We start from the raw sequence: 20,286 nt of genomic DNA, 5'->3' as shown, positions 1-20,286 counted from the left end.
AATTTTAGTCTTGCAGTAGTCATGAAATGTTATAATATCACATTTCTCATATTCATTACGATGATTGGTCGCATTATGTTACATAAAAAAACGCTTCTTTTCGCTGCATTATCCGCCGCTCTCTGGGGCGGCACAACACAGGCCGCAGATGCCGCCGTTGTCGCTTCGCTTAAGCCCATTGGTTTCATCGCTTCTGCTATTGCCAATGGGGTTACAGAAACCGAAGTATTGCTCCCCGATGGCGCTTCCGAACATGACTATTCACTACGTCCATCAGATGTAAAACGCTTACAGAACGCGGACTTAGTAGTCTGGGTTGGCCCAGAGATGGAGGCGTTCATGCAAAAACCAGTGAGTAAATTACCCGAGGCGAAACAGGTAACGATTGCGCAGCTGGAGAATGTAAAACCGCTACTGATGAAAAGTATTCACGACGATGATGATGATCACGATCATGGAGAAAAAAGTGACGAAGATCACCATCACGGCGATTTCAATATGCATCTCTGGCTTTCCCCAGAGATAGCGCGGGCTACAGCGGTTGCAATCCATGGAAAATTAGTAGAACTTATGCCGCAAAGTCGAGCCAAACTTGACGCCAACCTGAAGGATTTTGAGGCACAATTAACCTCAACCGAAAAACAGGTTGGTAACGAGCTCGCGCCGCTTAAGGGAAAGGGGTATTTCGTTTTTCACGATGCTTACGGCTACTTCGAAAAACAGTTCGGACTGACACCACTTGGTCATTTTACCGTTAACCCTGAGATTCAACCGGGCGCGCAGCGTTTACATGAAATAAGAACACAGTTGGTTGAGCAAAAAGCAACCTGCGTTTTTGCTGAGCCACAGTTCAGGCCCGCTGTCGTTGAAAGCGTCGCACGAGGGACATCCGTTCGTATGGGAACGTTGGATCCCCTTGGGACGAATATCAAACTGGGAAAAACGAGCTATTCAGAATTCCTGAACCAATTAGCCAACCAGTATGCGAGCTGCCTGAAAGGAGATTAATGAGGAAGTGATTACGTGCAACAGATAGCCCGCTCTGTCGCCCTGGCGTTTAATAATTTACCGCGACCACACCGCGTGATGTTGGGGTCGCTTACCGTTCTTACTTTGGCCGTCGCTGTCTGGCGGCCTTACGTTTATCACCGCGATGTCTCACCAATTGTCAAAACGATTGAGCTGGAACAGAACGAAATCCGTTCACTTTTACCTGAGGCCAGTGAGCCGATTGATCAGGCCGCACAAGAAGATGAAGCCATTCCTCAGGATGAACTGGACGATAAAATCGCCGGTGAAGCGGGTGTTCATGAATATGTCGTTTCCACAGGCGATACACTAAGCAGCATTCTCAATCAATATGGTATTGATATGGGGGATATCACCCAGTTAGCTGCTGCTGATAAAGATTTGCGTAACTTGAAAATTGGTCAACAACTTTCCTGGACATTAACCGCTGAGGGCGATTTACAACGTCTGACGTGGGAAGTCTCTCGCCGCGAAACTCGCACCTATGAGCGTACTGCCGCTAACGGTTTTAAGATGACCAGCGAAATGCAGCAAGGGGAGTGGGTTAACAATCTACTGAAAGGCACCGTTGGGGCGAGTTTTGTCGCCAGCGCCAAAAACGCCGGGCTAACCAGCGCTGAAGTGAGCGCGGTGATTAAAGCGATGCAGTGGCAGATGGACTTCCGCAAACTTAAAAAAGGCGATGAATTTGCGGTATTAATGTCACGCGAAATGCTGGATGGCAAACGCGAACAAAGTCAGTTGCTGGGCGTGCGTTTGCGCTCCGAAGGTAAAGATTACTACGCTATTCGCGCCGAAGATGGCAAATTCTATGATCGTAACGGTACTGGTCTGGCGAAGGGATTCTTGCGATTCCCGACGGCGAAACAGTTCCGCATCTCGTCTAATTTTAACCCTCGCCGCCAGAACCCGGTAACGGGGCGCGTCGCGCCGCACAGAGGTGTCGATTTTGCCATGCCGCAAGGGACGCCAGTGCTGTCGGTTGGTGACGGTGAAGTCGTTGTCGCTAAGCGCAGTGGAGCTGCAGGTTATTATGTTGCAATTCGTCATGGTCGCAGCTATACCACGCGTTATATGCACCTGCGTAAAATTCTGGTGAAACAGGGGCAGAAGGTGAAACGTGGCGATCGTATTGCGCTTTCGGGCAATACCGGGCGTTCAACCGGGCCGCATTTACATTATGAAGTATGGATTAACCAGCAGGCTGTGAACCCACTGACGGCGAAACTGCCGCGTACTGAAGGCCTGACCGGCTCCGATCGCCGCGAATTCCTTGCACAGGCCAAAGAGATTGTGCCACAGCTACGGTTTGATTAATTAACATCCATTCGCAGCCGGTACGCAGTCAGTACCGGCTTTTTTATTTGGTGCGGGGCAAGCTGCGCCGCTACACTATCAGCAGATTGATTTTGCCTTATCCGAAACTGGAAAAGCATGGAAACGAAAAAAAATAATAGCGAATACATTCCTGAGTTTGATAAATCCTTTCGCCATCCGCGTTACTGGGGCGCCTGGCTGGGCGTGGCGGCGATGGCTGGTATTGCCTTAACACCGCCGAAATTCCGCGATCCCATTCTGGCGCGACTGGGCCGTTTTGCTGGACGATTAGGTAAAAGCTCGCGCCGTCGTGCGTTGATTAATTTGTCGCTTTGTTTTCCAGAACGTAGCGAAGCTGAACGCGAAGCTATTGTTGATGAGATGTTTGCCACCGCGCCGCAGGCAATGGTGATGATGGCGGAGTTGGCGCTACGCGGGCCAGGGAAAATTCAGCCACGGGTAGACTGGCAGGGGCTGGAGATCATTGAAGAGATGCGACGCAACGACGAGAAAGTGATCTTTCTTGTTCCGCACGGTTGGGCAGTTGATATCCCCGCCATGCTGATGGCTTCGCAAGGGCAGAAAATGGCGGCGATGTTCCACAACCAGGGTAACCCGGTTTTTGATTATGTCTGGAACACGGTACGACGTCGTTTTGGTGGTCGTTTGCACGCGCGAAATGATGGTATTAAACCGTTCATCCAGTCGGTTCGTCAGGGATACTGGGGCTATTATTTACCGGATCAGGATCATGGCCCGGAACATAGTGAGTTTGTTGATTTCTTCGCTACTTACAAAGCAACGCTGCCTGCGATTGGTCGTTTGATGAAAGTGTGTCGTGCGCGTGTTGTCCCCTTATTTCCAATCTATGATGGGAAAACGCATCGCCTGACGATTCAGGTTCGCCCACCGATGGATGATCTGTTAGACGCGGATGATCATACAATTGCGCGGCGAATGAATGAAGAAGTCGAGATTTTTGTGGGACCGCATCCAGAGCAATACACCTGGATTTTAAAATTGCTCAAGACTCGCAAGCCGGGCGAAATCCAGCCATATAAACGCAAAGATCTCTATCCCATCAAAAAATAGAAAGCCTCTCACGAGGAGAGGCTTTAGTCTGATGACGGGCCCGATGCGCATGCTTATCTGGCCTACAAATTAATTGTAATTTTTTGAATTATCACAATATTGTAGGCCGGACAAGGCGTTCATGCCACATTCGGCAACATACTTACTCTACCGTTAAAATACGCGTAGTGTTGGTAGAGCCCACCGTGCTCATTACGTCGCCCTGGGTGACAATGACCAGGTCACCCGACATCAGGTAACCTTTATCGCGCAGCACATTAACTGCCTCGTTGGCAGCCGCGACGCCTTCATTGGCGCTATCAAAGTAAACCGGGGTAACGCCACGATACAGCGCGGTCAGGTTCAGGGTGCGCTCATGACGAGACATTGCGAAAATAGGTAGGCCAGAGCTGATACGAGAGGTCATCAGCGCGGTACGGCCGGATTCGGTCATGGTAATGATTGCGGTAACGCCTTTCAGATGGTTAGCCGCGTACATTGCCGACATCGCGATAGCTTCTTCCACATTGTCGAACTGAACGTCCAGACGGTGTTTTGAAACGTTGATGCTCGGGATCTTTTCGGCCCCCAGGCAAACACGCGCCATTGCGGCAACCGTTTCTGACGGATACTGACCGGCGGCGGTTTCTGCAGACAACATCACAGCATCGGTACCATCCAGTACGGCGTTTGCCACGTCCATGACTTCTGCACGGGTCGGCATCGGGTTGGTGATCATCGACTCCATCATCTGAGTTGCCGTAATTACCGCACGGTTCAGCTGACGAGCGCGACGGATCAACGCTTTCTGAATGCCCACCAGTTCCGGGTCGCCAATTTCAACACCGAGGTCGCCACGCGCTACCATCACCACGTCAGAGGCGAGGATAATATCGTCCATCGCATCCTGACTGCAAACGGCTTCCGCACGTTCAACTTTGGCGACAATTTTCGCGTCGCAACCCGCCTCGCGAGCCAGACGGCGGGCATAGTTCAGATCTTCGCCGCAGCGCGGGAAGGAGACGGCCAGATAATCTACGCCAATCAGAGCGGCAGTCTTAATGTCTGCTTTGTCTTTTTCGGTCAGGGCTTCAGCCGACAGGCCGCCGCCAAGTTTGTTGATTCCTTTATTGTTGGAGAGCGGGCCGCCGACAGTAACTTCAGTGAACACTTGCATGCCCTTAACTTCCAGCACTTTCAACTGCACGCGACCATCGTCCAGCAGCAGAATATCGCCAGGTACAACGTCAGCAGGGAGACCTTTATAGTCGATACCGACTTTTTCTTTATCGCCTTCACCTTTACCCAGGTTGGCGTCCAGCAGGAATTTATCCCCAATATTGAGGAAAACTTTACCTTCTTTAAAGGTTGATACACGAATCTTGGGCCCCTGAAGGTCACCGAGAATAGCCACATGACGCCCCAGTTTTGCGGCAATTTCACGAACTTTATCCGCGCGCATTTTGTGGTCTTCAGGCGAGCCATGAGAAAAATTCATTCGTACGACGTTTGCACCCGCGGCGATAACCTTCTCAAGGTTGTTATCGCGATCGGTAGCCGGGCCTAACGTGGTAACGATTTTGGTTCTGCGAAGCCTTCTGGACATGTAATACTCCGTTGACTGAAACACCCAGGTGTTGCTTGAACATGAAATTCGCATAAATTAAAACCATAATGGTTGTGAATTAGACACATGCGAATGTCGTATAAGAATAGAGCAGTGATAATCGATTTAGCGATCGTCACCGAGATTAAGTAACTGCTTATCAAAACGCGATTCTTTAAGAGCTTCCTTGACCCGCTTCAAGTTATCTCTGAATTTTGCACCGCGTCGCAAAGTAAATCCTGTTGCCAGCACATCTATCACGGTCAACTGCGCAAGTCGAGAGACCATGGGCATATAAATGTCAGTATCTTCCGGTACGTCGAGTGTAATTGCCAGTGTCGCTTCCTGGGCGAGAGGTGTTCCCGTGGAGGTGAGGGCGATTACCATAGCATCGTTTTCTCGCGCCAGCTGCGCCAGTTCAACAAGATTTTTAGTTCTTCCGGTGTGAGAAATCAGCACAACGACGTCTCCGTCGCTACAATTCATACAACTCATTCGTTGCAGCACGATATCGTCAGAGTAGATTACTGGAACATTGAAGCGAAAAAACTTATTCATCGCATCGTGGGCGACGGCGGCAGAAGAACCCAACCCGAAAAAGGCTATTTTCTTTGCCTGAGTGAGGAGATCGACAGCACGGTTGACGGCGGATTTGTCCAGCGAGTGGCGAACGTGATCGAGTGTCGCCATTGCCGACTCAAATATTTTCCCCGTGTATGATTCAACGCTGTCATCTTCATTGACGTTGCGATTAACATAGGGAGTGCCATTAGCCAGACTTTGTGCCAGATGCAATTTAAAATCAGGAAAACCGCGGGTGTCCATGCTGCGACAGAATCGGTTCACCGTCGGTTCGCTGACGTTGGCTTCCAGCGCCAGAGCAGCAATACTCGAATGGATCGCATTGTCTGGCGAAGCAAGAATGACCTCAGCGACTTTGCGTTCTGATTTGCTCAAATGTTCCAGTTGAGACTGGATTTTTTCCAGCATATTCATGATGTAAAGAGACTCACGGGTAATGATGATTTCCGCACTGAAAGAAATCGAAATGCAATTTTGTCTGATATTACGCCTGTGTGTTGCTTTAATGGCAAAAGCGGATAAAAAAGTTGTTATTTTTTTTCATTACATGATCGATGTCAGATTTTTATTGAATGAGAAAATGACAAAAACGATGATTTTTTTATCAGTTTTATCGCGCTTCAGGGGCTTTTACGGTAATCGCACGGGTGGATAAGCGTTTACAGTTTTCGCAAGCTCGTAAAAGCAGTACAGTGCATTGTAAGAAAATTACAAGTATACCCAGGCTTAAGTACCGGGTTAGTTAATTTAAGGAGAATGACATGGCGGTAACGCAAACAGCCCAGGCCTGTGACCTGGTCATTTTCGGCGCGAAAGGCGACCTTGCGCGTCGTAAATTGCTGCCTTCCCTGTATCAACTGGAAAAAGCCGGTCAGCTCAATCCGGAAACCCGGATTATCGGCGTAGGTCGTGCTGACTGGGACAAAGCGGCATACACAAAAGTTGTCCGCGAGGCGCTCGAAACTTTCATGAAAGAAACCATTGATGAAGGTTTATGGGATACCCTGAGTGCGCGTCTGGATTTTTGTAATCTTGATGTCAATGATACTGCCGCATTCAGCCGCCTTGGCGCGCTGCTGGATCAAAAAAATCGTATTACGATTAACTATTTTGCCATGCCGCCGAGTACTTTTGGCGCGATCTGCAAAGGATTGGGCGAGGCAAAACTTAACGCCAAACCGGCGCGTGTGGTGATGGAAAAACCGCTGGGGACATCGCTGGCAACTTCCCGTGAAATCAACGATCAGGTGGGTGAATACTTCGAAGAGTGTCAGGTTTACCGTATCGACCACTATCTGGGGAAAGAGACGGTACTCAACCTGTTGGCACTGCGTTTTGCTAACTCCCTGTTTGTGAACAACTGGGACAATCGCACCATTGATCATGTTGAGATCACGGTGGCAGAAGAAGTCGGGATTGAAGGGCGCTGGGGCTATTTTGATAAAGCGGGTCAAATGCGCGATATGGTCCAGAACCATCTGCTGCAAATTCTCTGCATGATTGCAATGTCTCCGCCGTCTGATCTGAGCGCCGATAATATCCGCGATGAAAAAGTGAAAGTGCTGAAGTCGCTGCGCCGAATTGACCGCTCCAATGTGCGCGAAAAAACGGTTCGCGGACAATACACCGCAGGTTTCGCTCAGGGCAAGAAAGTTCCGGGTTATCTGGAAGAAGAGGGCGCGAACAAAAGCAGTTGCACCGAAACTTTCGTGGCAATCCGCGTTGACATCGATAACTGGCGTTGGGCTGGCGTACCATTCTACCTGCGTACCGGTAAACGTCTGCCGACCAAATGCTCCGAGGTGGTGGTCTATTTCAAATCACCTGAGCTGAATCTGTTTAAAGAGTCCTGGCAGGATCTGCCGCAGAATAAACTGACTATCCGCCTGCAACCTGATGAAGGTGTGGATATCCAGGTACTGAATAAGGTTCCTGGCCTCGACCATAAGCACAATCTACAAACGACCAAGCTGGATCTGAGCTATTCGGAGACCTTCAATCAGACACATCTCGCCGATGCTTATGAACGGTTGCTGCTGGAAACGATGCGCGGCATTCAGGCGCTGTTTGTACGTCGCGACGAAGTGGAAGAAGCGTGGAAATGGGTGGACTCTATTACTGAAGCGTGGGCGATGGACAACGATGCGCCGAAACCATACCAGGCCGGGACCTGGGGACCGGTTGCTTCGGTGGCGATGATTACCCGTGATGGCCGTTCCTGGAATGAGTTTGAGTAATATCTCGACTCATCCTTAATGGTTATTTTACCGGTAACATGATCTTGCACAGATTGTAGAGCAATTTTTACACTTTTAAGCCTCGTGTGGATTCACCCGCGAGGCTTTTTTTATTACACTGACTGAAACGTTTCTGCCCTATGAGCTCCGGTTACAGGCGTTTCTTTCATAAATTCACTGACTGAAACGCGTTGTGAATCATCCTGCTCTGACAACTCAATTTCAGGAGCCTTTATGAATCCACAATTGTTACGCGTAACAAATCGAATTATTGAACGTTCGCGCGAGACTCGCTCTGCTTACCTCGCCCGGATAGAACAAGCGAAAACCTCGACCGTTCATCGTTCGCAGTTGGCATGCGGTAACCTGGCCCACGGTTTCGCCGCTTGCCAGCCAGAAGACAAAGCCTCCCTGAAAAGCATGTTGCGTAACAATATCGCCATCATCACCTCCTATAACGACATGCTCTCTGCTCATCAGCCTTATGAACATTATCCTGAGATTATTCGTAAAGCACTGCATGAAGCTAACGCAGTCGGTCAGGTCGCTGGTGGCGTACCAGCGATGTGCGATGGTGTAACTCAGGGGCAGGACGGAATGGAACTATCCCTGTTAAGCCGCGAAGTGATTGCGATGTCTGCGGCTGTGGGGCTGTCTCATAATATGTTTGATGGCGCGCTGTTCCTCGGCGTATGCGATAAGATAGTTCCCGGGTTGACGATGGCGGCACTGTCGTTCGGTCATTTACCTGCGGTATTTGTGCCATCAGGGCCAATGGCAAGCGGTCTGCCAAATAAAGAAAAAGTTCGTATTCGTCAGCTTTATGCAGAAGGGAAAGTGGATCGTATGGCGCTGCTGGAGTCAGAAGCGGCGTCTTACCATGCTCCGGGAACCTGTACTTTCTACGGCACCGCCAATACCAACCAAATGGTGGTTGAATTTATGGGGATGCAGTTGCCTGGCTCTTCATTTGTTCATCCTGACTCTCCATTGCGTGATGCATTAACTGCCGCCGCCGCGCGCCAGGTAACGCGTATGACCGGTAATGGCAACGAATGGATGCCAATCGGTAAGATGATCGATGAGAAAGTGGTGGTGAACGGTATTGTTGCGCTGCTGGCAACAGGTGGCTCCACTAACCACACGATGCATCTGGTGGCGATGGCGCGTGCTGCGGGTATCCAGATTAACTGGGATGATTTCTCCGATCTTTCTGATGTCGTTCCGCTGATGGCGCGTCTGTATCCAAACGGTCCAGCCGATATAAACCACTTCCAGGCTGCGGGTGGTGTGCCGGTGCTGGTGCGTGAACTGCTTAAGGCGGGTCTGTTGCATGAAGATGTCAACACGGTTGCGGGCTTTGGTCTCTCGCGTTACACCCTCGAACCGTGGCTGAATAATGGCAAACTGGACTGGCGCGAAGGCGCAGAAAAATCGCTTGATAGCAATGTGATTGCCTCTTTCGAACAGCCGTTTTCGCATCATGGCGGGACAAAAGTTTTAAGCGGCAATCTGGGGCGTGCTGTTATGAAAACCTCTGCCGTGCCGTTAGAAAATCAGATTATTGAGGCGCCTGCTGTCGTTTTTGAAAGCCAGCATGATGTTATGCCTGCTTTTGAAGCGGGGATGCTGGACCGTGATTGTGTCGTTGTTGTCCGTCATCAGGGACCAAAAGCGAACGGAATGCCAGAATTACATAAACTCATGCCGCCACTTGGTGTATTATTGGACCGGTGTTTCAAAATTGCGTTAGTTACCGATGGACGCCTCTCCGGGGCATCAGGTAAAGTACCGTCAGCTATCCATGTAACACCAGAAGCCTACGATGGCGGGCTGCTGGCGAAAGTACGCGATGGGGACATCATTCGTGTGAATGGACAGACAGGCGAACTGACGCTGTTGGTAGACGAAGCGGAACTGGCCGCTCGTGAACCGCACATCCCTGACCTGAGCGCGTCACGCGTGGGAACAGGACGTGAGTTATTCAGTGCCTTGCGCGAAAAACTGTCCGGTGCCGAACAGGGCGCAACCTGTATCACTTTTTAAGACGACAAAATTTGTAATCAGGCGAGAGAAAAACTCTGATGAAAAACTGGAAAACAAGTGCAGAATCAATCCTGACCACCGGCCCGGTTGTACCGGTTATCGTGGTAAAAAAACTGGAACACGCGGTGCCAATGGCAAAAGCGTTGGTTGCTGGTGGGGTGCGCGTTCTGGAAGTGACCCTGCGTACCGAGTGTGCCGTTGACGCTATCCGTGCTATCGCCAAAGAAGTGCCGGAAGCGATTGTTGGTGCCGGTACGGTGCTGAATCCGCAGCAACTGGCGGAAGTGACCGAAGCGGGTGCGCAGTTCGCCATTAGCCCGGGTCTGACCGAGCCACTGCTGAAAGCGGCGACCGAAGGCACTATTCCTCTGATTCCGGGCATCAGCACGGTGTCTGAATTGATGCTGGGTATGGACTACGGCCTGAAAGAGTTTAAATTCTTCCCGGCTGAAGCTAACGGCGGCGTGAAAGCCCTGCAGGCGATTGCAGGTCCGTTCTCCCAGGTTCGTTTCTGCCCGACGGGTGGTATTTCCCCGGCTAACTACCGTGATTACCTGGCGCTGAAAAGCGTACTGTGCATCGGTGGTTCCTGGCTGGTTCCGGCAGATGCGCTGGAAGCGGGCGATTACGACCGTATTACTAAGCTGGCGCGCGAAGCTGTAGAAGGCGCGAAGCTGTAAGAATCAAAATGCCCGATTGTTAATCGGGCATTTTTGTCGCGTTTTTTGCCGGGTTTAACCTTGTACTTTCACCTGTCCGGCGGCGAGCTTCGCACGTTCAATGGCCTCATCAACACTCTCAGCGGTCGCCAGCGCTACCCCCAGACGACGGCTGCCATCAATTTCCGGCTTACCAAATAAACGAATCTGCAAACCTGCGCCAACGGCATTCTGCACATTATCAAACGTGATGTTCTGGCTGGTCAGTTGCGGCAGGATAACGGCTGAAGCGGCCGGACCATACTGGCGAATAGCGCCAACCGGAAGACCGAGAAAAGCGCGTACGTGCAGGGCAAACTCCGAAAGATCCTGGGAAATTAACGTCACCATCCCGGTATCATGCGGGCGAGGGGAGACTTCGCTGAAAATCACCTCATCACCACAAACAAACAACTCGACGCCAAACAGACCATAACCGCCCAGCGCCAGTACCACTTTGCGGGCAATTTCCTGCGCGCGTTCCAGGGCCAGCGGACTCATTTGCTGTGGTTGCCATGATTCCCGGTAGTCGCCATCTTCCTGGCGATGGCCTACGGGGGCACAGAAATGGACTCCATCCGCGGCACTGACGGTCAGTAATGTAATTTCGAAGTCAAACTTAACCACGCCTTCAACAATCACGCGACCTGCTCCGGCGCGACCGCCTTGCTGGGCGTATTCCCATGCCTGGCTAAGCTGTTCGGCAGAGCGAATAAATGTCTGCCCCTTGCCAGAGGAACTCATCACCGGTTTAACAATGCAGGGATAGCCGATGTCGGCAACCGCCTCGCGGAAAAGACTTTCGCTATCGGCAAAACGATAAGTTGAAGTGGGCAATTGCAGCTCTTCTGCCGCCAGGCGACGGATCCCCTCGCGATTCATCGTTAATTTCGTTGCGCGAGCGCAGGGGACAATATTCAGTCCTTCCTCTTCAAGCTGGAGCAGCATATCGGTGGCAATAGCTTCGATCTCCGGCACGATATAATGCGGCTTTTCCAGTTCAACCACGCGGCGCAATGCATCACCATCCAACATATTAATGACATGGGAACGATGTGCGACATGCATGGCTGGTGCGTCAGCATAGCGATCGACAGCAATTACCTCTATGCCAAGACGCTGACACTCGATTGCCACTTCTTTACCCAATTCACCGGAGCCTAATAACATCACGCGAGTTGCTGCCGGACGCAGCGCAGTGCCTAATAACGTCATAACGAATATCCCCTGATTAATTCCGCGCGCAGTATAAACGAAAACGTTTGCGCATGTCTTTATTGCTAATGTTGATTTTCCGGTCAAAAAGAAATATGCTGTATAAAATTACAGTTATTGTGAGAGGCTGCAAATGGCGGTTGAAGTTAAATACGTGGTCATTCGTGAGGGCGAAGAGAAGATGTCGTTTACCAGCAAAAAGGAAGCCGATGCTTATGACAAAATGCTCGATACAGCAGATCTTCTCGACACCTGGCTGACAAATTCCCCGGTGAAAATGGAAGACGAGCAACGAGAAGCCCTTGCACTATGGTTGGCTGAACAGAAAGATGTGTTGAGCACAATCCTGAAAACTGGCAAATTGCCGTCTCCGCAGGTGGTCGATACGGGCCCCGATGTGGAAGATGAAACTCACGCAGCTTGAAGTAACTTGCGCTCCTGACAATTTGTACCATGCTTTCTCCTGAATCATTGTGCTATGGAGAAAAACATGAAAAAAAGAGGAGCGTTGTTGGGGCTGTTGTTGGCTTCCGCCTGTGCATCAGTTTTCGCTGCCAATAACGAAACCAGCAAGTCGGTTACTTTTCCCAAATGTGAAGGTCTGGATGCTGCCGGAATTGCGGCGAGTGTGAAACGTGACTACCAACAAAACCGCGTGGCGCGCTGGGTAGACGATCAAAAAATCGTTGGCCAGGTCGACCCAGTGGCTTGGGTCAGTTTGCAGGATATTCAGGGCAAAGAGGGCAAATGGTCAGTGCCGTTGACCGTGCGCGGTAAAAGTGCCGATATTCATTATCTGGTGAATGTGGACTGTAAAGCGGGAATGGCGGAATATCAGCACCGTTAATCACCGTCGACCCTGGTGAGCAGGGTCGCAATACTTATTGAACGGACAACTGTTCGAATCGCAACGCTGGTGAAAAGTGTCCGTAATAAAGAAGAGGCGCTGGAAATCTATTTTCTGAGTTATGCTGCCACTAACGTTATTGTATTAAACAAACCAACGTAAACACCTGAGCAGGCGGATGATGTCAACCTGCACTATTTCTATTTTCATGCCATAACGTGTCAATATCGATGCAATGACTATCCTGTTTCGCTTGCATCCCTGGTGAGTTTTGCCACCCTTATAAGATGTTTCAATCTGAAAGAACAATCACATGCCACCAAAAGCGACCCAAATTCCTCACGTCATGACACTTCATGGCGACACACGCATCGACAATTACTATTGGCTGCGGGATGACACGCGCTCGCAGCCGGAAGTGTTGGATTATCTGCAACAAGAAAATAGCTATGGTCACCAGGTGATGGCTTCACAGCAGGCTTTGCAGGATAGAATATTAAAAGAGATCATCGATCGTATACCGCAAAAAGAAATTTCTGCGCCTTACATTAAAAATGGCTATCGCTATCGGCATATTTATGAACCAGGCTGTGAATATGCCATCTATCAGCGTCAGTCGGCGTTTAGTGAAGAATGGGACGAATGGGAGACTTTGCTTGATGCAAACAAGCGGGCGGCGCACAGCGAATTTTATTCCATGGGGGGAATGTCGGTTACGCCCGATAACACCATTATGGCGCTGGCGGAAGATTTCCTCTCCCGACGCCAGTACGGCATCCGTTTTCGCAATCTTGAAACAGGTAATTGGTATCCCGAACTTCTTGATAATGTTGAACCCAGCTTTGTCTGGGCGAATGATTCCTGGACTTTTTACTATGTGCGCAAACATCCGGTGACGCTGCTGCCTTATCAGGTCTGGCGCCATTCCATAGGCACACCAACATCTCAAGATAAATTGATTTACGAAGAAAAAGACGAGACCTTTTATGTCAGCCTGCATAAAACGACTTCGAAGCACTATGTGGTCATTCATCTCGCCAGCGCCACCACCAGCGAAGTTCGTCTGTTAGATGCAGAACTGGCTGATGCCGAGCCATTTGTCTTTTTACCGCGGCGCAAAGGCCATGAGTACAGTCTCGATCACTATCAACATCGGTTTTATTTGCGTTCCAACCGCAATGGTAAAAATTTTGGTTTATACCGTACTCGAATGCGTGATGAGCTGGAGTGGGAAGAGTTAATTCCACCGCGCGATAACATCATGCTGGAGGGCTTTACGCTGTTTACGGACTGGCTGGTTGTTGAAGAACGCCAGCGTGGCTTGACCAGTCTGCGACAGATCAATCGCAAAACGCGGGAAGTTATCGGCATTGCTTTTGACGATCCGGCCTATGTGACCTGGATAGCATATAACCCGGAACCAGAGACCTCGCGATTGCGTTACGGTTATTCGTCAATGACCACGCCAGATACTTTGTTTGAACTGGATATGGATACGGGGGAACGCCGGGTGCTGAAACAAATGGAAGTCCCCGGTTTCGAAGCGGCGAATTACCGTAGTGAACATCTGTGGATCACTTCTCGTGATGGCGTCGAAGTTCCGGTTTCGCTGGTTTATCATCGCAAGCATTTCCAGAAAGGACATAATCCACTGTTGGTGTACGGTTATGGATCTTACGGTGCAAGCATTGATGCTGATTTTAGTTACAGCCGCTTAAGTTTATTGGATCGTGGTTTTGTCTACGCCATTGTGCATGTTCGTGGTGGCGGTGAGCTGGGGCAACAGTGGTATGAAGACGGTAAATTTCTGAAAAAGAAAAATACCTTCAATGATTATCTTGATGCCTGCGACGCATTGTTAAAGCTGGGATATGGCTCTCCTTCACTCTGTTATGCGATGGGCGGTAGTGCAGGCGGGATGTTGATGGGCGTTGCGATTAATGAACGTCCTGAGCTATTCCACGGTGTGATCGCTCAGGTGCCATTTGTTGATGTTGTGACAACGATGCTTGATGAGTCGATCCCTCTTACGACTGGTGAGTTTGAAGAGTGGGGAAATCCGCAGGATCCTCAGTATTATGAGTATATGAAAAGCTATAGTCCGTATGACAATGTCACGGCGCAGGCTTATCCGCACTTGCTGGTGACTACCGGTTTACATGATTCACAGGTGCAATATTGGGAACCCGCCAAATGGGTGGCTAAGTTGCGCGAGCTAAAAACGGACGACCATCTGTTGTTGTTATGTACCGACATGGATTCAGGGCATGGCGGTAAATCAGGACGCTTTAAATCTTACGAAGGCGTGGCGATGGAATATGCTTTCCTGATAGCCCTGGCGCAGGGGACATTGCCGGGCAAACCTGCCTAAGCATTCTCCAGATAATGTTTTAATGTTAAACGCAGTTCCGGGCTCATGCTATCAAGGTTGTTAAACAACCATCGCAGATAGCCCGGATCGCGCTCTGCAACTTCAGAAACCGCCTTACCGCGATACTTGCCAAATGTGAACGTTGTTAACAGAGACGGACGCCCGGTGATATCAGCCATTTGTTCTGCCGTCCAGCCGGATGTGTTCATAATATCGATAAGCAAGGCTGCTGTGATGTAACAGTCATACAGCGCGCGGTGGTGATGCAGCCCCGGCGGCGTCTGCACATTCAGCTTGCGCGTTTTATACAGCGCCATGTTGCTGTATTTAATTCCTGGCCACAAACGACGGGCCAGTTTCATGGTGCAGATCCATTCGCCAGGCATTTCAGGTAGTACACGGCGGTCAAAGCTGGCGTTGTGCGCGACATACCATTCACTACCGTAATAGTGTGGGATCACGTCCTCAATCCACGGTTTGTCGGCGACCATGGATTCAGTAATACGATGAATTGCCATCGCTTGCGGAGTAATAGGGCGGTCAGGGCGAACCAGGTGACTCATCGGATTAACGATTTTCCCGTCAACAACATCAACGGAGGCAATCTCCACGATCCCCCCCTGTAAACCGCAGGTTTCTGTATCGATAATACGCAACATGGCAAAACTCCGGGCCGAAACGCTTAGCGTAATGGAATGATATCGCCTTGCCAACCCTGCTGTGTGCGCTGACCCACTAACAATAGCGAACCACGATCGGCGCGGACGATGAGTCGGCCATGTTCGTCCCATAATGCGCTGTTACCGCGGGCATTAGCCATCAGAACAGCGATGGAGAATTGATGTGAGAAAAATTCTAAGCGACGGGTGGAAGCCAGAAGATCGGGTTCGCCTAAATGTTCAGCCAATGAGGCTTTACAAGGCTCATATTGTGCGGCTGCAACCTTCCAGTACGACATGATGACTTCCTTTTCATGGTGCCAGCAAATTATGGGGGCGGTTTAGAAAATGCTTATAATCTAGCAGCTATTATGTAAAAAAAGTGTAACTCAAAATAAGGTTTATTTAAGTTTGGGTTCGTAAGGTAAACGTGACAGATTCACAGAGGCGAGACGATGCGCAATGAGCCGTTCGCGAAACCAGCCGCGCAAGTGTTCAGGTTGCTCGCGTTCAACCGCTTCGGCTATCACCGGCATATTGTAACGCTCTTTAAATGCCACCCCGGCAGCAGCCAGATCGACATTAACTTTATCCATTTCAGTTTGATCCAGTTTAGCCAGATTCTTCAACATTCTATGTCTCCTCATCAATTGCGGGCAAAAGTTACTAACAGTCAGCCAGGATGGCAAGTCAGAATTGATGATCCTCGACTCAGACATTAGACAAGGTTATGCTCTGTAAAAAAGTTATTACAAAAAGGAATAGATAATATGGCTGCAACTGCACATTCTCTGGGCTACTCGTTGGCATTTCTTGTCGCTTCGCTGACCATTACTCCTTCCGCCTGGGCGCATGCGCATTTGACACATCAATACCCTGCGGCGAATGCGGAAGTTACTGCCGCCCCGCAGGCAATCAGCTTAAACTTTTCTGAAGGCATTGAATCTGGATTCAGCGGCGCCAAAATCACCGGTTCTCAGAATGAAAGCATCAATACACGACCTGCGAAACGGAATGAGCAGGATAAAAACCAACTAATTATTCCGCTTGCTGACCCTCTAAAACCCGGCACATATACCGTTAACTGGCATGTCGTTTCGGTAGACGGGCATAAGACCAAAGGGCAATACACCTTTAGCGTGAAATAACACATGTTGGCGTTTACCTGGATTGCGCTGCGATTTATCCATTTCATCTCTCTGATGCTGGTCTTTGGTTTCGCAATGTATGGCGCATGGCTGGCGCCGGTGACGATTCGTCGATTGCTGACGAAACGTTTTCTCTGCTTACAACAATATGCTGCAGTCTGGAGTTTGAGCAGTACCACTGCAATATTCGCTGTTCAGGGCGGAATGATGGGAACTGGATGGGCGGATGTTATTTCGCCAGACATCTGGCAGGCCTTGTTGCAAACGCAGTTTGGCGGAGTCTGGCTTTGGCAGATTGTTCTTGCCCTCGTTACGCTAACCGTTGCGTTCATGCAACCGGGGAATATGTCGCGTTTGTTGTTTATGCTGACTACCGCGCAATTTGTCCTGATGGCGGGAGTAGGGCATGCGACGTTAAATGAAGGACTAATTGCGAAAGTTCATCAGACTAATCATGCTGTACATTTGATCTGCGCGGCGGCATGGTTTGGGGGATTGTTGCCTGTAATCTGGTGTATGCGAATAGTTAAAGGGCGTTGGCGACATCAGGCCATTCACGCTCTGATGCGTTTTTCCTGGTGCGGGCATTTTGCTGTGATTGGCGTGTTGGTGAGTGGCGTGTTAAATGCCCTGTTCATCACTGGATTTTCGCCAACGCTTGCGACTTACTGGGGGCAACTTTTACTGCTTAAAGTCGTACTGGTGATAATTATGGTGGGCATCGCGCTGGCAAATCGTTATGTTCTGGTGCCGCGCATGGGGCAAGACGAATACCGTGCGGCTATCTGGTTTGTGTGGATGACTAAACTCGAATGGGCGATAGGTGCAGTGGTGTTGGTAATTATCAGTCTGCTCGCAACTCTCGAACCTTTTTGATGGATTACGAAAATGATGAAAAAAAGTATTCTGGCGTTTTTGTTGCTTACAAGCTCCAGCGCGGCGTTGGCGGCACCTCAGGTGATTACCGTCAGTCGTTTTGAAATCGGCAAGGACAAATGGGCGTTTAATCGCGAAGAGGTGATGCTGACATGCCGACCGGGCAATGCTCTGTACGTCATTAACCCCAGCACTCTGGTACAGTATCCTTTGAATGATGCCGCACAAAAGGAGGTGGACAGTGGCAAAACTAACGCCCAGCCCATCTCGGTGATACAGATAGAAGATCCCAACAAACCAGGCGAAAAAATGAACCTGGAACCATTTATTGAACGAGCTAAAAAACTCTGTTAATTGCCTAAAATAGTCTTTTGATTTCCAATAAAAAACCGCCACAGTTCTTTCACCAGAACGGGCGGTTTTTAACATTTAAGACGATGGCCGACGCGCTTTTTACTGACCATTTTGTACGCAAACTGGAAAACCTGGCGTCGTCATCTATTCTTAAAGAGCAAGGCAACTAAGCCTGCATTAATGCCAACTTTTAGCGCACGGCTCTCTCCCAAGAGCCATTTCCCTGGACCGAAAACAGGAATCGTTTTCGGTCTCTTTTTATTAATATTAAAAATCAATGTGTTACGGGCATCTCCCCGAAATTTACTCGAATTTCTGTATTCGGTCTTTTTTGGTTATATCACAACCAAAATATATTTAACAATCCATTTACGTAAAAATCAGATCTGCACGTACGTTTTTCTCTCATCAGGATACATTCTCGTCGTCTTCTTCTATGTACCCTCAGAGAGTTGCTGAGCAAATTCCTCGCCATAAGTATTTCTATACAGTCGCCCGACAAGGCTTCGGATTTCGCGAAAAGTTGAAGGATTACCGCTGAACTGCATTTTTGTTAACTTCCGATACATATTAGTATCAGCGACGTATCATTAATGAGCGCAATGCTGGCATTTAGTAAAGTATTTTGGTGGTATTTGCGAAGTGATTTAACACATTACGAGAGATATTTTGATATACCCGGCGCGCAGGCATAGAGATGTGCCGATTAAATTGGTTATACAAAGTAGTCGATCACAAAACACTATGCCTGTTTTTCATCCACTCATTACTGGAGTTTTTTCAGTGGATTGTTTTTTGAAATTTATTTTTATAAAAATAATGCCCAAATAAAACAACAAACAAAAAGAATTATCGATAAAAAAGGTGCATAGTGTGCAGATTTATTATTTTCCATATTTTACTACCTTAAAATAATTAATGGCTATTAGTGTCGTTATTCCTGTCGGAATTTTTCTAACAAAATGCTATAGCAAAGCGACAAACTTTCATAACATTAAAATTTAATTTATCTAATCACTTTTAATAATAAGTGGTCATAACACATGCTTGTACTGATACCTTCTGTACTGAGCAACTTTTGTTGTTTTTGCATCATGATTAAAAGCTTATCCTCTTTATAATCACGGACAAAATAAATTTATTTATATGCTGATGCGTACATTGGTGTAAAATAAGAAAATATATATACATTTACAAACTATGACATTGCAATTTATTGCGATTAAGTCATTTAACTGTATGATAAACAATGATTCTGGGGAAGCTTATCACCAATAATACTGTCCCCTCAGGGAACTAACGCCGGCTTAGTTCGGTTGGTAGAGTCACTAACTTGCAATGCATTCTGCTATGTAATCAGTGGTATTGGTTATGGTTCCAGTGTCATTTTTTACAACAGTAGAATGGTGCATTATCGGTGGGAATTTCGTATTTCCTGGCAGGAACCGGTGATGCACCATTCTGGTGTTGTAAGCAACACTACAGAGGTGTTCCTCAGTGCGAGGGTGGTTTAAATAATTGTTTAGCGGGAGACCACAGTATCTGATGTCTTGTCTGATACTTCGGGAGGCACCCGACACCTCTAATACATTCCAATAAAATAATCCGGGCTTTAGCGCCTTTTTGACCACCGCCTTGACCGGCGGTTTTTTTCTGAGATTTAGTAAAGTCATACGGGCATTAAGCATGTCTGTGGGACACGCTTCTGAGCATTGGCAATAAAGACGAGATAAAAAAAGAGCGCGGCTGTAAGATTTAAGCCGCGGGACAAAGTCCGTGAAATATCACGAATTTCCTTTCCTCCCCCGCTCGGGAAGTGCAGGAAGTATATAAATTTGTTTTTCTTTTTTGAATAAAAAAATTAATCTGAATTTTGGGTAAGTCTTATTTCTCCGAGCCGAATTCCGTGTATATCAAATCGAACAACGCTATTCCAAAGGCATCTACAGGGACCTTTGATAGCACAGGCGCTGACGGTTTTTTTACCATTTACAGGAGAACAGCATGTCCAGATTCTTATCCGGTTCTGGTTCGGCTGTAGCGTCAGGTGGAGCGACAGCATTCGGGCTGTTCATCAGAACGGATTTCAGGATAGTGTGTGGTACATTTGCCGAAGCTTTATTTGTGGTCACGATGCTACGGGCGGTGTACTGTCTCCTTGATTGCAGCAAAAACCGACTACGACAGTGTATCTGTGGATGCGTTGTGTGAGGTGATGGTGTTAGTGATA

18 protein-coding genes and 1 pseudogene are annotated in these 20,286 nt (G+C 48.7%); 13 read left to right on the top strand and 6 right to left on the bottom strand.

Features of this window, described 5'->3' with window-relative positions; translation table 11 throughout:
- Positions 1-75 precede the first annotated feature (75 nt).
- The 3 genes from znuA (at position 76) to lpxM (ending at position 3,438) form a co-directional block, all read left to right on the top strand.
- A complete protein-coding gene (znuA, locus tag PS053_RS04350; RefSeq protein WP_256878937.1) occupies positions 76-1,008 on the top strand; it encodes a zinc ABC transporter substrate-binding protein ZnuA in 933 nt (310 codons plus the stop codon).
- Positions 1,009-1,023: 15 nt separating this feature from the next.
- Positions 1,024-2,346: a murein DD-endopeptidase MepM gene (mepM, locus tag PS053_RS04345; protein ID WP_001184056.1), complete on the top strand. Its 1,323-nt coding sequence runs from the start codon at positions 1,024-1,026 to the stop codon at positions 2,344-2,346.
- A gap of 117 nt (positions 2,347-2,463) precedes the next feature.
- Complete coding sequence (gene lpxM / locus PS053_RS04340; protein ID WP_002462315.1) at positions 2,464-3,438, top strand: lauroyl-Kdo(2)-lipid IV(A) myristoyltransferase; 975 nt, start codon at positions 2,464-2,466, stop codon at positions 3,436-3,438.
- A gap of 142 nt (positions 3,439-3,580) precedes the next feature.
- Here the strand turns inward: lpxM and pyk are convergent, their stop codons facing one another.
- Together pyk and hexR are read right to left on the bottom strand one after the other, a co-directional pair.
- Entirely contained in the window at positions 3,581-5,023 is a 1,443-nt protein-coding gene (gene pyk, locus PS053_RS04335) for a pyruvate kinase (protein ID WP_000091143.1), read from the bottom strand.
- Positions 5,024-5,149: 126 nt separating this feature from the next.
- On the bottom strand, positions 5,150-6,019 hold the full coding sequence (gene hexR / locus PS053_RS04330) for a DNA-binding transcriptional regulator HexR (protein ID WP_001056700.1): 870 nt from the start codon (positions 6,017-6,019) through the stop codon (positions 5,150-5,152).
- A gap of 22 nt (positions 6,020-6,041) precedes the next feature.
- Here hexR and PS053_RS04325 point away from each other — a divergent pair, with 22 nt between their 5' ends.
- From PS053_RS04325 to kdgA, 4 genes are all read left to right on the top strand, one after another.
- Positions 6,042-6,260 (top strand): hypothetical protein, encoded by a 219-nt coding sequence (locus PS053_RS04325; RefSeq protein WP_044709413.1) that lies wholly within the window; start codon positions 6,042-6,044, stop codon positions 6,258-6,260.
- 106 nt (positions 6,261-6,366) lie between these two features.
- Positions 6,367-7,842 carry a glucose-6-phosphate dehydrogenase gene (gene zwf, locus PS053_RS04320; protein ID WP_000301734.1) on the top strand — a complete coding sequence of 492 codons (1,476 nt, stop codon included), beginning with the start codon at positions 6,367-6,369 and terminating at the stop codon, positions 7,840-7,842.
- A 234-nt stretch (positions 7,843-8,076) separates the two neighbouring features.
- Positions 8,077-9,888, top strand: coding sequence for a phosphogluconate dehydratase (edd, locus tag PS053_RS04315; RefSeq protein WP_001069473.1), 1,812 nt, complete (start codon positions 8,077-8,079; stop codon positions 9,886-9,888).
- Between the two features lie 38 nt (positions 9,889-9,926).
- Positions 9,927-10,568, top strand: a complete 642-nt coding sequence (gene kdgA, locus PS053_RS04310) for a bifunctional 4-hydroxy-2-oxoglutarate aldolase/2-dehydro-3-deoxy-phosphogluconate aldolase (protein WP_000800512.1) — start codon at positions 9,927-9,929, stop codon at positions 10,566-10,568.
- Positions 10,569-10,622: 54 nt separating this feature from the next.
- Here the strand turns inward: kdgA and purT are convergent, their stop codons facing one another.
- On the bottom strand, positions 10,623-11,801 hold the full coding sequence (purT, locus tag PS053_RS04305) for a formate-dependent phosphoribosylglycinamide formyltransferase (RefSeq protein ID WP_059227257.1): 1,179 nt from the start codon (positions 11,799-11,801) through the stop codon (positions 10,623-10,625).
- 133 nt (positions 11,802-11,934) lie between these two features.
- On the opposite strand from purT, the gene yebG reads away from it, so the two are divergent.
- The 3 genes from yebG to ptrB all read left to right on the top strand — a co-directional run bounded on the left by yebG (position 11,935) and on the right by ptrB (position 15,019).
- On the top strand, positions 11,935-12,225 hold the full coding sequence (gene yebG / locus PS053_RS04300) for a DNA damage-inducible protein YebG (protein WP_000257733.1): 291 nt from the start codon (positions 11,935-11,937) through the stop codon (positions 12,223-12,225).
- Positions 12,226-12,291: 66 nt separating this feature from the next.
- A complete protein-coding gene (yebF, locus tag PS053_RS04295) occupies positions 12,292-12,648 on the top strand; it encodes a protein YebF (protein ID WP_044708625.1) in 357 nt (118 codons plus the stop codon).
- Between the two features lie 313 nt (positions 12,649-12,961).
- Positions 12,962-15,019, top strand: a complete 2,058-nt coding sequence (gene ptrB, locus PS053_RS04290; RefSeq protein ID WP_059220006.1) for an oligopeptidase B — start codon at positions 12,962-12,964, stop codon at positions 15,017-15,019.
- On the opposite strand, the gene exoX is transcribed toward ptrB, so the two are convergent.
- The 3 genes and pseudogenes from exoX to holE all read right to left on the bottom strand — a co-directional run bounded on the left by exoX (position 15,016) and on the right by holE (position 16,310).
- Positions 15,016-15,678, bottom strand: a complete 663-nt coding sequence (gene exoX, locus PS053_RS04285) for an exodeoxyribonuclease X (protein WP_000944295.1) — start codon at positions 15,676-15,678, stop codon at positions 15,016-15,018. The genes ptrB and exoX overlap by 4 nt on opposite strands.
- A gap of 23 nt (positions 15,679-15,701) precedes the next feature.
- Positions 15,702-15,914: pseudogene (yobB, locus tag PS053_RS04280) on the bottom strand (carbon-nitrogen hydrolase family protein YobB); the annotation flags it as partial.
- A 165-nt stretch (positions 15,915-16,079) separates the two neighbouring features.
- The gene (gene holE / locus PS053_RS04275; protein WP_000916758.1) at positions 16,080-16,310 is read right to left on the bottom strand and encodes a DNA polymerase III subunit theta; all 231 of its coding nucleotides are present in this window, start codon (positions 16,308-16,310) and stop codon (positions 16,080-16,082) included.
- Positions 16,311-16,448: 138 nt separating this feature from the next.
- Between holE and yobA the strand changes: the two genes are divergently transcribed.
- From yobA to PS053_RS04260, 3 genes are read left to right on the top strand one after another with little or no spacing between them, the layout of a single operon-like run.
- Positions 16,449-16,826: a CopC domain-containing protein YobA gene (yobA, locus tag PS053_RS04270; protein WP_000741562.1), complete on the top strand. Its 378-nt coding sequence runs from the start codon at positions 16,449-16,451 to the stop codon at positions 16,824-16,826.
- A gap of 3 nt (positions 16,827-16,829) precedes the next feature.
- Positions 16,830-17,702, top strand: a complete 873-nt coding sequence (gene copD / locus PS053_RS04265; protein WP_151401035.1) for a copper homeostasis membrane protein CopD — start codon at positions 16,830-16,832, stop codon at positions 17,700-17,702.
- Between the two features lie 12 nt (positions 17,703-17,714).
- Entirely contained in the window at positions 17,715-18,056 is a 342-nt protein-coding gene (locus tag PS053_RS04260; RefSeq protein WP_000976487.1) for a YebY family protein, read from the top strand.
- Positions 18,057-20,286: the final 2,230 nt, after the last annotated feature.

Source organism: Escherichia albertii, from assembly GCF_028622335.1.
Classification (GTDB): domain Bacteria; phylum Pseudomonadota; class Gammaproteobacteria; order Enterobacterales; family Enterobacteriaceae; genus Escherichia; species Escherichia albertii.
Note: the sequence above shows the minus strand (reverse complement) of the source record. Positions and strands in the feature narration are given on the sequence as shown.